This is a genomic window from uncultured Pseudokineococcus sp. (assembly GCF_947499845.1).
GTDB lineage: Bacteria > Actinomycetota > Actinomycetes > Actinomycetales > Quadrisphaeraceae > Pseudokineococcus.
Genome location: NZ_CANMPM010000006.1, coordinates 71,936 through 86,419 on the forward strand (window position 1 = coordinate 71,936; position 14,484 = coordinate 86,419).

The 14,484-nt window shown below is 76.8% G+C and carries 11 protein-coding genes; 4 read left to right on the forward strand and 7 right to left on the reverse strand.

Annotation, left to right across the window (positions count from 1 at the left end):
- Positions 1-1,228 precede the first annotated feature (1,228 nt).
- From Q0789_RS07835 to Q0789_RS07850, 4 genes are all read right to left on the reverse strand, one after another.
- Positions 1,229-2,920 carry a cytochrome bc complex cytochrome b subunit gene (locus tag Q0789_RS07835; protein WP_298803885.1) on the reverse strand — a complete coding sequence of 564 codons (1,692 nt, stop codon included), beginning with the start codon at positions 2,918-2,920 and terminating at the stop codon, positions 1,229-1,231.
- Positions 2,917-3,936, reverse strand: a complete 1,020-nt coding sequence (locus Q0789_RS07840) for a Rieske 2Fe-2S domain-containing protein (protein WP_363326111.1) — start codon at positions 3,934-3,936, stop codon at positions 2,917-2,919. Before Q0789_RS07840 ends, Q0789_RS07835 begins: the two co-directional genes overlap by 4 nt.
- A gap of 5 nt (positions 3,937-3,941) precedes the next feature.
- Entirely contained in the window at positions 3,942-4,745 is an 804-nt protein-coding gene (locus Q0789_RS07845) for a cytochrome c (RefSeq protein ID WP_298803889.1), read from the reverse strand.
- A 115-nt stretch (positions 4,746-4,860) separates the two neighbouring features.
- Positions 4,861-5,499 (reverse strand): heme-copper oxidase subunit III, encoded by a 639-nt coding sequence (locus Q0789_RS07850; protein WP_339570502.1) that lies wholly within the window; start codon positions 5,497-5,499, stop codon positions 4,861-4,863.
- Positions 5,500-5,668: 169 nt separating this feature from the next.
- Here Q0789_RS07850 and trpD point away from each other — a divergent pair, with 169 nt between their 5' ends.
- Positions 5,669-6,736 (forward strand): anthranilate phosphoribosyltransferase, encoded by a 1,068-nt coding sequence (gene trpD / locus Q0789_RS07855; protein WP_298803891.1) that lies wholly within the window; start codon positions 5,669-5,671, stop codon positions 6,734-6,736.
- Positions 6,737-6,751: 15 nt separating this feature from the next.
- On the opposite strand, the gene Q0789_RS07860 is transcribed toward trpD, so the two are convergent.
- Together Q0789_RS07860 and Q0789_RS07865 are read right to left on the reverse strand one after the other, a co-directional pair.
- Complete coding sequence (locus Q0789_RS07860) at positions 6,752-7,033, reverse strand: Lrp/AsnC ligand binding domain-containing protein (protein WP_171202780.1); 282 nt, start codon at positions 7,031-7,033, stop codon at positions 6,752-6,754.
- A 187-nt stretch (positions 7,034-7,220) separates the two neighbouring features.
- On the reverse strand, positions 7,221-9,140 hold the full coding sequence (locus Q0789_RS07865) for a DEDD exonuclease domain-containing protein (protein ID WP_298803894.1): 1,920 nt from the start codon (positions 9,138-9,140) through the stop codon (positions 7,221-7,223).
- Positions 9,141-9,400: 260 nt separating this feature from the next.
- On the opposite strand from Q0789_RS07865, the gene Q0789_RS07870 reads away from it, so the two are divergent.
- From Q0789_RS07870 to Q0789_RS07880, 3 genes are read left to right on the forward strand one after another with little or no spacing between them, the layout of a single operon-like run.
- Positions 9,401-9,679: a hypothetical protein gene (locus Q0789_RS07870; protein WP_298803896.1), complete on the forward strand. Its 279-nt coding sequence runs from the start codon at positions 9,401-9,403 to the stop codon at positions 9,677-9,679.
- The gene (locus tag Q0789_RS07875; RefSeq protein WP_298803898.1) at positions 9,654-11,222 is read left to right on the forward strand and encodes a hypothetical protein; all 1,569 of its coding nucleotides are present in this window, start codon (positions 9,654-9,656) and stop codon (positions 11,220-11,222) included. Before Q0789_RS07870 ends, Q0789_RS07875 begins: the two co-directional genes overlap by 26 nt.
- A 1-nt stretch (position 11,223) precedes the next feature.
- Positions 11,224-12,465 (forward strand): glycosyltransferase family 4 protein, encoded by a 1,242-nt coding sequence (locus Q0789_RS07880; protein WP_298803900.1) that lies wholly within the window; start codon positions 11,224-11,226, stop codon positions 12,463-12,465.
- On the opposite strand, the gene Q0789_RS07885 is transcribed toward Q0789_RS07880, so the two are convergent.
- Positions 12,453-14,246: a long-chain fatty acid--CoA ligase gene (locus tag Q0789_RS07885; RefSeq protein ID WP_298803902.1), complete on the reverse strand. Its 1,794-nt coding sequence runs from the start codon at positions 14,244-14,246 to the stop codon at positions 12,453-12,455. The genes Q0789_RS07880 and Q0789_RS07885 overlap by 13 nt on opposite strands.
- Between the last annotated feature and the right edge of the window lie 238 nt (positions 14,247-14,484).

Sequence of the window (14,484 nt, forward strand, 5' to 3'; positions counted from 1 at the left end):
GAGCGGTCGGGAAGCCGTCCGCACCGGCGCCGGTGCGGGGCGCCCCGCGGGACCTGACCTGGAGCCACCCGTAGCCCGACGGCGTGCGTCGGCGGACCGCTCCCGGGCCGCAGGGCGGTGGTGCTCCCTCTGGTCGCTGTGACGACGTCCCCGGCCGGGGGGACGGCACCGTCGACGGCATCGGCGGGCCCCGTGACGGGTCTCCGGCGGCACCGTGCCGGCCTCCCGTGCCCACTCCCGTCCCTCTGGCTCGCGCTCACGTCGTCTGGGGCCCCTCGGTCGCCCTCGGACGCCGTCTCGCTGAGCTCAGCCCCGGTGTGCCCGGCCGCGTCCCACTGCGGTGCGCAGGGAGGACCGATGGGCCTCAGGCCGTCACAGCCGGTGCCGCGCAGCGCCCGCGGTCCCGGGAGGTGCGGTGGGGAGCCAGCGACGGCGCTGAAACGGGAGGGACGCCGAAAGCCCGCCGGCTCTGCGTCCACCTCCGGCCCTGAGCACCCGTCCTGCGCGCCGCTGAGCGGCTGTCGGCCATCGCGCCGCGGGCGTGAGGGCAGCGTCAGACGCCGTCGCGTGTGCCCGCAGGACGCCTCGGACGCGCTCGGCGCCAGGTCGACCCCCGGGCCGCCGCGCGGAGCGCGGTACGGGCATCGGCGTGGGGTGGAGGGGCGCTGGACGCCAGGACCCCCTGAGGAGCAGCGAGGACCCCCGCCGGACCCGGCGCACCGCCGGTCGGAAGCAGTCGCCCGACGTGGAGGACCGGTGAGCCGGCGCGCGCACCGTCCTGACCCTGCCCGTCCGCGGGCAGCGGAGCGCCTCATGGGGGCACGAGCCGCCGTCCCCGTCCCCGTCCCCGTCGTCCCCGGTCCCGTCTGGGCCGTGCGTGCGCACGTCGTGGGCGTGTCCGGCCCTCCCTCTTCCTGCCCCGCAGCACGGCCGCGTGGTGGCCGGCGGGGGCCACCCACGACGTCGAGGGACCTGGGGCCTCGGCACGAGCGTGGAGCGCGGACGTCCTGTGTCGACGTGGTGCCACGCCCAGCCCGACCGACGCCGGGTCGGGACGCCGGGTCGGGGACGCCGGGTCGGACGGCGGAGGAGACGCGACGAGGAGGTGGCCGTCCTCGTCCGGCCCCGGGAGCCCACCGGCGACGCCGGAGACGACGAGAGCGCCCCTCCCGCAGAGGAGGGGCGCTCTCGTCGCCGTGGGTCGGTGTCGCTCAGACCCGGGTAGGGGTCAGACGCTGGAGCCCAGCTCGCGCCGCTCGGCCTCGCGGCCCTCCGGCTGCTCGATGGCCTCGTGGTCGCCGTGGTGGCGAGCTGCCTCGAGCTCGCGCGGCGTGACCGGCTCGACGCGGTCCTCGAAGAAGAAGTTCGAGAGGTTGGCGCGCAGGCGCTCGTGGGCGGGCACCTTGCGGCCGTCCTCGTGCTTCTTCGGCGGGATGGCCAGGGGGCGGTACGCCTCGTGCTGGACGAGCACCCAGCGCTCGGTCTCGCTGAGCGGCTCGTGCACCTCGAAGTACTCGCCGTCCGCGGTGCGGACGACCCGGCCGGTCTCGTGCCCGTGGAGGGCCAGCTCACGGTCCTTGCGCTGCAGGGACAGGCAGATGCGCTTCGTCACCACGAACGCCACCGGGGGCAGGACGAAGAAGGCGAACCGCAGGAGCCAGGTGAGGTCGTTGATCGACAGGCCGAAGGCGATGGCCATGAGGTCGTTGCCGGCAGCGGCCCACATGACGCAGTACGACACGATCGCCATGACGCCGATACCGGTGCGGACCGGGGCGTTGCGGGGGCGGTCGAGGAGGTGGTGCTCACGCTTGTCGCCGGTCACCCACTGCTCGAGGAACGGGTAGGCGAGGAGCGCCACCACCATGAGGCCCGGCACGACCAGGGACGGCAGGAAGACGTTCAACGAGAGCGTGAACCCGGCGATCGTGAACTCCGGCTGGCCCGGCATCAGGCGCAGCAGCCCGTCGACGAAGCCGATGTACCAGTCCGGCTGCGTGCCCGCCGAGATGGGTGACGGGTCGTAGGGGCCGTAGTTCCAGATCGCGTTGATCGACACCAGCCCCGAGATGAGGATGATGACGCCGAAGACGATGAAGAAGAAGCCGCCGGCCTTCGCCGCGTAGACCGGCAGCAGCGGGAAGCCCACGACGTTGTCGTTCGTGCGGCCCGGGCCCGGGTACTGCGTGTGCTTGTGCGCCACGACCAGCGCCAGGTGCAGCGCGATGACCGCCAGGATCAGCCCCGGCAGGACGAAGACGTGGAGGATGTAGAGCCGGGGGATGATCGACTCGCCGGGGAACTCGCCGCCGAAGAGGAAGAAGACGATGTACGTCCCCACCACCGGGATGGCGAGGATGACGCCCTCGATGATCCGCAGGCCGTTGCCGGAGAGCAGGTCGTCGGGCAGCGAGTATCCGGTGAAGCCCTCGGCCAGGGCCAGCACGGCCAGGATGACGCCGAGCACCCAGTTGAACTCGCGGGGCTTGCGGAAGGCGCCCGTGAAGAAGACGCGGAGCATGTGCACGACGATGGCGGCGACGAAGATCAGGGCCGACCAGTGGTGCACCTGCCGCATGAGCAGGCCGCCGCGGATGTCGAAGGACAGGTTGAGCGAGGAGGCGTACGCCTCCGACATCGTCACGCCGTACATCGGCGCGTAAGAGCCCTCGTACTCCACCAGCGTCATGCTCGGCACGTAGAAGAGCGTGAGGAACGTGCCGGAGATGAGCAGGATGACGAAGCTGTAGAGGGCGACCTCGCCCAGCATGAAGGACCAGTGGTCCGGGAAGACCTTGCGGGCGAAGCCCTTGACGAGACGGGCGGCGCCGATGCGCTCGTCGAGGTAGTCAGCTGCGCCGGCGGACAGGCGGGCGGTGCGGCTGGTGGGCGTGTACGCGTTGGTGCCGGTGGTGCTCATCCGCGCTCCCAGTAGCTCGGTCCGGGGGGTTCGAGGAAGTCGCTCTGCGCCACGAGATAGCCCTCGTCGTCCACCGAGATCGGGAGCTGGGGCAGGGCGCGCTTGGCCGGTCCGAAGATGACCTTGCAGTGCTGCGTCAGGTCGAACGTGGACTGGTGGCAGGGGCAGAGGAGGTGGTGCGTCTGCTGCTCGTACAGGGCGACGGGGCAGCCGACGTGGGTGCAGATCTTCGAGTAGGCGTAGATGCCGTCGACGTCCCAGCCGGCGCGGTCCTCGCGGACGTCGACGACGTCCGGGTCGACGCGCATGAGGAGGACTGCGGCCTTGGCCTTCTCGTCGAGGAAGTGGTCGCTCTCGTAGAGGTTCTCCGGGATGACGTGGAAGACGGACCCGATGGTGACGTCGGAGGCGAGGATCGGCTCGGCCGAGGGGTCGAGGGCGAGCCGGACGCCCTCGTCCCAGAGGGTGTGCGCCAGCGCGCCGCCGGGGGCCGGACCGAGGTCGCGGAGGAGGACGACGGCCGGGAGCGGGGCCAGCGCCGCGGCGCCCACGAGGCCGCCGAGGATGAAGGGCCGGCGCCCGAGGCCGGACTCCTGGCCGCCCTGCACCATGATCGCGGCCGCATCGGTGCGCTCTGCCTCGGTGCCGCGCTGGGGGTGGCGCTCGTCGAACATCTCCGTGTCGGGCATGAGCGTCTTGGCGAGGTGCACCGCCGCCGTGCCGATGAAGAAGATGCCCGCGCCGAGCCCGAGCCCGAGCGAGATGTTGCTGACCTGCAGCGTCGCGAAGGTGCCGTCGAGCGGGAAGGCGAAGTAGGCGACGATGAAGAAGATCGAGCCCACCGCCGACAGGCCCAGCATCGCGAGCACCTGGCGCTCGGCGCGCTTGGCGGCGCGCGGATCGACGTCGGCCTGGCGGTGGCGGTGCGCCGGGAGGCCGGGGTTGCGGAACCGGACCGGGGTGCGACCGGCGTCCGGCTCGTCCGCCGGGGACTTCCCCGAGTTGGGGAGCTGGATGTCGCTCACGAGGACTTCGCCCCCAGCCAGACCGCGCAGCCGATGAGGAGGACCATCGCGCCCACCCAGACGAACAGGCCCTCGGTGACGGGGCCGATGGAGCCGAGCGACCAGCCACCGGGGGACGGGGTGGACTGGACGTTGTCCAGGTAGCTGATGATCTGCTGCTTCTCCTCGGGTGTGATGTTGTCGTCGTTGAAGACCGGCATGGACTGCGGGCCGGTCTGCATCGCCTCGTAGATGTGGCGGCCCTCGACGCCCTCGAGGCTCGGGGCGTACTTGCCCTGGGTCAGCGCGCCCCCCGCGCCGACGACGTTGTGGCACATGGCGCAGTTGATGCGGAAGAGCTCGCCACCGGCGGCGATGTCCTCCGGGTCGTCGAGGACCTCGACCTGGCCGGGCTCGGGGATGGCCGGGCCGGGGGCGAAGGACGCGACGTAGGCGGCGAGGTCGGCGACGTCCTGGTCGCTGAACACCCGCGGCTTCTGCGGCGCCTGGGGCGCCTGCTGGGCCAGCGGCATGCGACCCGTGGCGACCTGGAAGTCCACGGCGGCGGCGCCGACGCCGATGAGGCTCGGGCCGGCGGTCCCGCCCTGGGCCTGCAGGCCGTGGCACGTCGCGCAGTTGGCCAGGAAGAGCTCCTGCCCCCGGTCGACGTCGCCGGTGGCGCCCTCGACGGTGGGGGCGGCGGTGGCGTCCGCGCGGTCCGGCGCCAGGGCGGTGTAGGCGGCGCCCGTCACCAGCAGCGCCATGAGCAGCAGCAGCGCCGTGGCGGCGGGGTGGCGCCGGCGGGCGGCGAGGGTTCTCACGTCTGGGGCTTCCTCACGCTCGGGGTGCGATGCGGGGCCGTCGTGCCGGTGGCCCGATGGTGCGTCGTCGAAGCGGTCCGCGTCGACCTCTGCTGCGTCTTCGGTGCCACGGCGCTCACCGGATGATGTAGATGACGAAGAAGAGGCCGACCCAGACGACGTCGACGAAGTGCCAGTAGTACGACGTCACGATGGCGGCGGTGGCCTCGTGGTGGCCGAAGCGGCGGGCGGCGAAGGCCCGGGCGATGATCACGCAGAAGGCGATGAGGCCGCCCGTCACGTGGAGCCCGTGGAAGCCGGTCGCCAGGTAGAAGACCGAGCCGTAGGCCGAGCTCGAGATGGTGATGCCCTCGCTGACGAGGGTCGCGTACTCCCACACCTGGCCGGCGATGAACATCGACCCCATCACGAAGGTGACGACGTACCACTCGACCATGCCCCAGCGGGCGACGTTGAGGTGCCCGCCGAGGCGGTGCGGCTGGAAGCGCTCGGCGGCGAAGACGCCCAGCTGGCAGGTGACCGAGCTCGACACGAGGATCCCCGTGTTGATGGCGGCGAACTGCCCGTCCAGCAGGGGGGCGTCCTCCGCCCACAGGCCCGGGGCGGCGGCGCGGATCGTGAAGTACATGGCGAAGAGCCCGGCGAAGAACATCAGCTCGCTGGACAGCCACACGATCGTGCCGACCGAGGTCATGTTCGGCCGGTTGACGGTCGCGTGGCCCACGGCCGTGGGGACTGCGGTCTCGCTGCTCACGGGAGTGAGTATGGACGACGCCGGTGCGCGGCACGCGGGGGGTGCGCGCGTGTCGGCGCGCCGGTGCCCCGCGGCTAGGCTCGGCCCCGCGGTGCGGCCCCTCCCGGGGGCCCGCCCCGGCCTCGCTGCGGGGGGCCGGACCACCTGCCCGGACGGCGGCGAGGACGACGTGGACCCCGACACCGGTACGCCCGCGTGGCGCGACCTGACCGCCCGCCTGCTCGGCGGCGAGGACCTGTCCGCCCGCGACACCGCCTGGGCCATGGGCGAGGTCATGTCCGGCTCCGCGCCCGGCGTCCCGCTGGCGGGCTTCCTCGTGGCCCTGCGCGCCAAGGGCGAGTCGGTCGCGGAGCTCACGGGCCTGGCCGACGCGATGCTGGCGGCCGCCGTGCCCCTGAGCGTGCCGGGGCGCTGCCTCGACGTCGTCGGCACCGGCGGCGACCTCGCGAGCACGGTCAACCTCTCCACGATGGCGGCGCTCGTCGCCGCGGGCGCCGGCGAGCGCGTCGTCAAGCACGGCAACCGCGCGGCGTCCTCGGCCTGCGGGACGGCGGACGTCCTGGAGGAGCTCGGCGTCGCCCTCGACGTGCCGCCGGCGCGCGTCGGCGAGCTCGCGGTCGAGGTCGGCATCACCTTCTGCTTCGCCCCCGTCTTCCACCCCTCCATGCGCCACGCGGCTCCCGTCCGCCGCGAGCTGGGCGTCCCGACGGCCTTCAACCTCCTCGGGCCCCTCACCAACCCCGCGCGCCCGGCCGCCGGCGCCGTCGGCGTCGCCGACGCGCGGATGGCGCCGCTCGTGGCCGGGGTCCTCGCGGGCCGGGGCTGCGACGCCCTCGTCGTGCGCGGCGGCGACGGGCTGGACGAGCTGACGACGACGGCGCCGTCCTCGGTGTGGTGGGCCCGCCGGGGCGGCGACGACGCGGCGGGCGCCCACGAGGTCGTCCACGAGCAGGTGGACGCCGTCGACCTCGGCCTGGACCGGGCCCGGCCGGAGGACCTCCGCGGGGGCGGGCCCGCCGAGAACGCCGCCGTCGTGCGCGACCTCCTGGCCGGTCGGCGCGGTCCCGTGCGCGACGCCGTGCTCCTCAACGCGGCGGCGGCCCTCGTGGCCGCCGAGGGCGGGGGCGGCGACCTGCGCGCCCGGCTCGCCGCGGGGCTCGAGCGCGCGGCGGCGGCCGTGGACTCCGGCGCGGCGGCCGACCTCCTCGAGCGCTGGGTGCTCGCGTCCCGCTCCTGACGGCGGCGCGGGGCGCTACCCGTCGAGGCCGAGGTCGAAGGCCTGCTCGAGGTCGTGGCGGGAGTAGGTGCGGAAGGCGATGTTCGTCCGCGTCCGCACGACGCCGGGCACCTTGCTGATGCGGTCGGCGATGGCGTCCGCGAGGTCCTCGTGGCGGCGCGCGCGCACGACGACGACGAGGTCGACGTCGCCCGTGACGGAGTAGACCTCCGTGACGTCGGGGAGCTCGGCGATCTCGGCCGCCGCCTCGGGGATGCGGTCGGCGGCGGTGTCGACGAGGACGATGGCGGTGATCACGGGCGCTCCAGGGGTCGCGGTCGGTGCCGGCGGCGGCCCGGTGGGCCGTCGGCGGTGGTCGGGGGCGGCCCCGCGCCGGCCCCTCGGCGGACGGGACGGCGGGGACGCCGGCGCCCAGCCTGCTCCGTCCGCCGGGCACCGGCGCGTCACGGTGCCAGCAGGGCGGTGTCGCCGCCGGACGCGAGGCTCAACCGGTTTCGACCTCGACCAGAGGTTCAGGGTCGTCGAGCGCGCCGGCGTCGACGGCCGCCCACGTGGTGGGGGCGGGGGCGTCGTCGAGGAGGTGGTCGACCTCGTCCGTCGACGCGGGCAGCCGCAGTCGCTGCACGAGCCCGGCCGCCCCGTGCAGCGGGCTGGCCCAGGTGCCCTCGAGCTCCACGAGGCGCACGCCGTCCTGCTCCAGCCACCGGGCCACGAGCTCCGTCTCGTCGACGAGGGCGGCGGGCGCGGGGAGGGCCGGCGGCTCGACCACCTCGCCGGCCGCCCGCAGGGAGGCCACGACCGGCATGGGGTCGGTGCCCGCGGGGGCGACCGCGGTGCCGGCGAGCCGCCCGTGCCGGACGAGCACGACCTCCCAGCCGCCGCCCGCGTCGGCGGGGCGGCGACGGGCGGCCACGAGCTCGGGCGCCGCGGCGAGGGGCTCGAGCCGCGCCCGGGCGCCGGAGGCCGCGAGGTAGGCGAGCAGGCGGTCGCGGTGGGTCGACGCCTCCTCGAAGCGCTCGTCGGCCGCGGCCTCGGCGGCGCGGCGCAGGCCCGCGCCGGCGACCGCGCGGGCGTCGCCGTCCATCGCGGCGCGGACCCGTGCGACGACGCGCGCGTACTCCTCGCGCCCCTGCGCCCCCGTGCAGGGGGCGCCGCAGCGGCCCAGGTCCGCGAGCGCGCAGGCGCTGGCCCCGGGCGCCGGGCGTGCGGGCAGGCGGGCGGTGCAGCGGCGCAGCGGGTGCGCCTCGTGCAGCGCCTCGACGGCGAGCTCGGCGGCGCGGGCGCTGCGCACGGGGCCGAGGTAGGCGGCGCCGTCGTCGGCGACCCGGCGCACCACCGACAGGCGGGGGAATGCCTCGTCGGTGAGCTTGAGCCACCGGCCGCGCTCGGGCCGCGTGGACCGCCGGTTGTAGGCCGGTCGGTGCTCGGCGATGAGCCGCAGCTCGCGGACCGCCGCCTCGAGCGGCGTGGGGCAGACGACCGGGACGACGCGGGCGGCGCGGGCCACCATCTGGTCCATGCGGGCGCGCGTCTCGCCGGCGGTGAAGTAGGAGCGCACGCGGCGCCGGATGTCGCGCGAGGTGCCGACGTAGAGGACCTCGCCGAGGCCGTCGAGGAAGAGGTACACCCCGGGCGCCGAGGGGAGCCCCTCCGCGAGGTGGCGCCGCGAGCGGCGGGCCGGCTGCAGGCGGGCGCCCGCGCGCAGCTGGTCGCGCAGGTCCTCCAGGGTGCGCACGCCCACGCCGCCGAGCCGCCCGAGGAGGGCGTGGAGGACGTCGACCGTGGCGCGGGCGTCGTCCAGCGCCCGGTGGGTGGGCGTGGTGGCGGAGCCGAGGTGCGCCGCGAGCGTGCCGAGCTTGTGGTCGCGCACCTCGTCGCGCCCCAGGACGGCCCTCGAGAGGCTCACCGTGCAGACGACCTCGTTGCCGGGCCACGGCCGGCCCGAGCGGGCCCCGGCCGCCCGGAGGAACCCCGTGTCGAAGGGCGCGTTGTGGGCGACGAGGACGGCGTCGCCCACGAACTCCCAGAAGGCGGCGAGCACCTGGTCGACCGGCGGGGCCGCGGCGACCATGGCGTCGGTGATGCCCGTGAGGACGGTGATGAGCGGCGGCACGGGACCGCCCGGGTCGACGAGCGTGGACAGCTCGCCGAGGACCTCGCCGCCGCGGACCTTGACCGCGCCGATCTCCGTGATGGCGCACGTGCGCGCCGAGCCCCCGGTCGTCTCGAGGTCGACGACGACGAAGGTGACGTCGTGCAGCGGGGTGCCGAGGTCGTCCAGCGACGTCTGCACGGGGGAGCGCAGGGGGCGCGGCGCCGAGGGCCCCGGGGAGGCGGCGGCCGGTGCGCAGGGCGGTGCGACGGGTGGGGCGGCGGCCGGTGCGACGGGTGGTGCGGCGGGCATGGGGCGGACGGTAGGGGCGCCCCCCGACAGCGCCCCCGGCAGCACGCCCGGCAGCGCGCCCGGCAGCGCGCCCGGCCACCCCCCGGGGCAGTCCTCCGAGCGCCCGGGGGGCGTCGTGCGGGGCGGTCGAGGGGGCCGTCGCCCGGATGGTGCCGGGGTGTCGTCGGAGGTGTCGTCGGAGGCGTTGTCGGGGGGCGCCCCTAGCGTCCGGCGCGCCGGTCGGGGAGCTCCTCGGCCGCTGCCTGAGGGAGGGGTCACCGATGATCGTCGACTGCGACGGCTGCGCCGCCCGCGGCCCGGCCTGCTCGGACTGCGTGGTGGGCGTGCTGCTCGGCGTGCCGCGGGTCCGGGAGGGGGTCGCGCCCGCCGGGCGCGGTCCTGACGCGCCGGGCCCGGTGGGCGAGCTCGACGACGCCGAGCGCGCCGCGCTGGGCGTCCTCGCCTCGTCCGGGCTCGTCCCACCGCTGCGCCTGGTGCCCGTGGGGCCGCCGGGGCCCGCCTACGATGCCCGCCGTGGCGGAGCGACCCGGGCCGGCTGAGGCCCTCGCCCCGCGGGCGGTGCTCCTCGGCCGGCGCGTCCCGACGGGGCGCGACGAGGACGGCCGGCGCCGCCCGGGGCCGGGGAGGTCGCGGACGGGGAGGTCGCGGGCGGGGAGGGCCGGTGCCGCCGCGGCCGCCGCCGCCCTGCTCCTCGCCGGCTGCCACGGCCCGGCGGCCGAGCGACCCATCGCCGGTGCGGGGTCGTCCGCGGCGTCGTCCGTGGGGGCGCCCGCGGAGGCGGCGCCGGCGGACGAGCGCAGCACCGCCCTGCAGCGCCTGCTCGACGCCCGCGCGGCCGCGGTCCTCGCCCACGACGTCGACGGGGTCCTCGCGCTCGTGGACCCGGGTGCCGCGGCCTTCCGCGAGCGGCAGGAGCGCACCGTCCTCGGTCTGGCCCGGGTGCCGCTGGCGGCCTGGTCCTACGAGGTCGTCGGGGAGGGGCCACGGCTGGCGGAGGACCGCCGGGCCGAGCTGGGCGGGACCGCCTGGGTGGCCGACGTCCGCCTGCGCTACCGCGTCGAGGGCGTCGACGTCGTCGACCAGCAGCGGCAGCGCTCCTTCACGGTCGTCGAGCGGGGCGGCACCTGGCTCCTCGCCGACGACGTCGACGGGCCCTCGCGGCCCGACGTCTGGGACCTCGGCGCCGTCGACGTCGTGCGGGGGAGCCGCACCCTCGTGGTCGGCACGGCCCCGCGACCGGTCCTCGAGCAGCAGGCCGCGCTCGGGGACGCCGCCGCGGAGCGCGTCGACGCCGTCTGGGGCACGGCGTGGCCCCGCACGACCGTCGTCGTCGTGCCGGACGACGCCGACCAGCTCGTGCGCCTGCTCGGGCGCGAGGACGCCGCCGGGCTCGACCAGGTGGCGGCGCTCACGACGGGCGCCGACCGCTCCTCCGGCGCGCCGGGGGCGGCCGGCGCCGTGGACCGGGTGATCGTCAACCCCGCGGCGCTCGACGTCCTGGGCGAGCTCGGCCGCGAGGTCGTGCTGACGCACGAGACCACCCACGTCGCCGTCCGCGCCGGCGCCGCGGCCGACCCGCCGCCGTGGCTCTCCGAGGGCTTCGCCGAGCTCGTGGCCTACGAGGGCGCCGGCCTGGGGCCCGACGTGGCGGCGGCCGACCTGCTCTCCGAGGTGCGGGCCGGGCGCGGACCGGCGGCGCCGCCGTCCGCCGCGGACTTCGACCCCGCGGTCGGGGCGGTGGCGCCGGCCTACTCCGCCGCCTGGCTCGCCGTCCGCACGGTCGACCGGCGCCACGGGCGCGCGGCCCTGCTCGAGCTGATGCGCGCCGCGAGCGGTCGCGCCGCGGGCGCGGGCGCGGGGGACCAGACAGCGGGGGACCAAGGCGCGGGGGACCAGAGCGCGGAGGAGGGGACCGCGGAGGGCGAGGGGCTGCGGGTCGCCCCTCTGCCCCTCGCCGAGGCCGTCCCCCGGGTCCTCGGCGTCGACCTCGACGTCCTCACGGCCCAGTGGCGCGAGGACCTGGCCGCCCTCGCCGGCGTCGACGCGCCCGAGGTCCCGGCGACGTCCGGGGACGGTGGCTGAGGTGGCGGGCCGGACCCTCGTCGTGACGAACGACTTCCCGCCCCGCACGGGCGGCATCGAGTCCTTCGTCCTCGCGGTGGCCTCGCGGCTGCCCCCCGGCGAGGTGGTCGTCCACACCGCCCGCCAGCCCGGGGACCGCGAGCACGACGCCGGCCTCGCCTTCCCCGTCGTCCGCGACCCCGCGCGGCTGCTCGTGCCGACGCCGGCGGTCGTGGCCCGGGTGGCCCGGACGGCCCGGGAGCACGGCTGCGACCGCGTGTGGTTCGGGGCGGCGGCGCCGCTGGCGCTCATGGCCCCGGCGCTGCGCCGCGCGGGGGTGCGCCGCGTCGTGGCGACGACGCACGGCCACGAGACCTGGTGGGCCAGCCTGCCCGTGGCCCGGACCGCCCTGCGGGCGGTCGGGGACAGGGTCGACGTGCTCACGGCCCTGGGCCCGTGGTGCGCGGCCCGGGTGGCGCGGCCCCTGTCCGCGCGCGGCCGGTCGCGCCTGCAGCGGCTGGTGCCGGGCGTGGACGCCGAGGTCTTCCGCCCCGGCGCCGGGGGCGGTCGGGTGCGCCGCGAGCTCGGGCTCGAGGGGCGGCCGGTCGTCGTCTGCGTGTCCCGCATGGTGGCGCGCAAGGGGCAGGACGTGCTCGTCCGGGCCCTGCCCGCCGTGCTCGCCCGGGAGCCGGACGCCGTCCTCCTGCTCGTCGGCGACGGGCCGGGACGACGCCGCGTCGAGCGCCTCGTGCGCCGCCTGAGCGTGTGCTCCTCCGTCGTCCTCGCCGGCCGCGTGCCGTGGGCGCGGACCGCCGAGCACTACGCCGCGGGGGACGTCTTCGCCGTCCCCACCCGCACCCGCCTGCTCGGTCTCGAGCCGGAGGCGCTCGGCATCTGCTACCTCGAGGCGGCCGCCAGCGGGCTGCCCGTGGTGGTGGGCGACTCCGGCGGCGCCCCCGACGCGGTCCTGCCCGGCCGGACCGGCGTCGTCGTGGACGGGCGCGACGGCGCGGCCGTGGCGGACGCCCTCGTGGGGCTCCTGCGCGACCCGGCGCGCGCCCGCGCCTGGGGCGCCGAGGGGCGGCGGTGGGTGTCCGCCGCCTGGTCGTGGGAGGGCCAGGTGGAGCGGCTGCGCGTGCTGCTCGACCCGTCGGTCCCCGTCCCCGACGGGCCCGACCCGGCGCTGCGCCTGCCCCCGGCCGGGCGGGGAGGGCGGACGCGGTCGCGCCGGTGGGCTCGGCGGGCGCGGGGTCAGGACGCGTAGATCTCCTCCACGCGGTCGGCGTGGTCGCGCAGCACGGCGGCGCGCTTGAGCTTGAGCGAGGGCGTGAGGTGGCCGCTCTCCTCCGTGAGGTCGGCCGGCAGCACCGCGAAGCGGCGGATGGACTCCGCGCGGGAGACGGCCTCGTTCGCGCTGTCGACGGCGCGCTGCAGCTCGGCGCGCACCTCCGGCATCGCGGCCGCCTCGGCCGGCGTCGTCCCCTCCGGCAGGCCGTGGTTGCGCAGCCACAGCGGCAGCATGTCGGGGTCGAGGGTCAGCAGGGCCCCGACGAAGGGGCGCCCGTCGCCGACGACCATGCACTGCCCCACGAGGGGCGCGGCGCGCAGCCGGTCCTCGAGCACGGCCGGCGCGACGTTCTTGCCCGCGGCGGTGACGATGATCTCCTTCGACCGGCCGGTGATGCGCAGGTACCCGTCGTCGTCGAGGTGCCCCAGGTCCCCCGTGCGGAACCAGCCGTCGACGAAGGCCGCCCGCGTGGCCTCCTCGTCGCGCCAGTAGCCGCTCGTGATGTGGGGCCCCTTGAGCTGGACCTCGCCGTCGTCCCCGACCCGCACGGACGTCCCGGGCAGCGGGCGCCCGACCGTGCCGATGCGGAGCTCGTCGGGCACGCCGACCGCGGTGGGGGCGGTGGACTCCGTGAGGCCGTAGCCCTCGAGCACCGTGACGCCGACGCCGCGGAAGAAGTGGCCGAGCCGCTCGCCGAGCGGCGCGCCCCCCGAGACGGCGAAGTCGAGCCGGCCGCCCATGGCCGCCCGGACGCGCCCGTACACGAGGCGGTCGAAGAGGGCGTGCTGCAGGCGCAGGCCCAGCCCCGGGCCGCCCGCGTCCTGGGCCCGGCTCCAGCGCTCGGCGACGCCGGCGGCCCGGCGGAAGAGGTCCCCGCGCCCGGCGGCGTCGGCCTTCGCCTCCGCCCCGTTGTAGATCTTCTCGAACACGCGCGGCACCGAGAGCACGAAGGTCGGCCGGAAGGAGGCCAGGTCGTCGGCCAGGTGCTTGGGGTCGGACGTGTGCCCGAGCGGTGTCCGCGACACGACGGCGAGGACCTGGATGTAGCGGGCCAGCACGTGCGCGAGGGGGAGGAAGAGCAGGGTCGAGGCGTCCTCGCGCCGCACGAGGTCGCGCAGCAGGGCGGCGCCGTTCTCGGCCAGCACGAGGAAGTTGCCGTGGCTGAGGACGCAGCCGCGCGGGCGCCCGGTCGTCCCCGACGTGTAGATCAGCGTGGCGGGGGAGTCGCACGTGAGGGCGGCGCGGCGGCGGTCGAGCTCCGCCGGGTCGAGGTCGCGGCCCAGCCGCCGCAGCTCGTCGAGACCGCCGTCCTCGACGGCCCAGGTCGGCCCGTCGTCGCCCTCCGGCCGGGCGCGCTGGACGAGGCCGGCGTGGACCGCCGTCTCCACGACGACGCACCGCGCGCCGGAGTCCTCGAGCACCCAGGCCACCTGGTCGCGCGAGGAGGTCTCGTACACGGGGACGGTCACGGCGCCCGCGGTCCAGATCGCGAAGTCGACGAGGGTCCACTCGTAGCGCGTGCGCGACAGCAGGCCGACGCGGTCGCCGGGCTCGACGCCGGCGGCGACGAGGCCGCGGGCCACCGCCTCGACGTCGGCCAGGAAGGCGGCCGCGGTGACGTCTGTCCAGCCGCCGGACCCGTCGGGCCGGCGGAAGGACACGGCCTCGGGCACCTCGCGCGCGGCGTCCACGACGAGCTGCGCCAGGCTCCTGTCGTGGTCGACCTCGACGAGCGGGGGTCGGCTGGACTCGCGCACGGACGGCTCCTCGACGCTCGGGGCCCGGGCCTCGGGCCCGGCGACGCCGGTCCCGGCGCCGCCTCGGGCCGGTGGCCCCCAGCGTAGGGCCCTGCGAGGGTGGCGGCCTCGCCCGACCGGGTGCTCCGGCGCCCGCCGGGCCGCCGCCCGCGGGCCGCTAGCCTCCCCGGGCGGCACCGACCCCGTCCGGGCACCGGTGCGCCCCGCAGCCGGGGCCGGCCGCTCACCTGCCAGACGG

Coding starts and splice junctions, on each gene's coding strand:
- Q0789_RS07835 (WP_298803885.1), bottom strand. CDS start 2,920: ATGAGCACCACCGGCACCAACGCGTACACGCCCACCAGCCGCACCGCC.
- Q0789_RS07865 (WP_298803894.1), bottom strand. CDS start 9,140: ATGCCCGCCGCACCACCCGTCGCACCGGCCGCCGCCCCACCCGTCGCA.
- Q0789_RS07870 (WP_298803896.1), top strand. CDS start 9,401: ATGATCGTCGACTGCGACGGCTGCGCCGCCCGCGGCCCGGCCTGCTCG.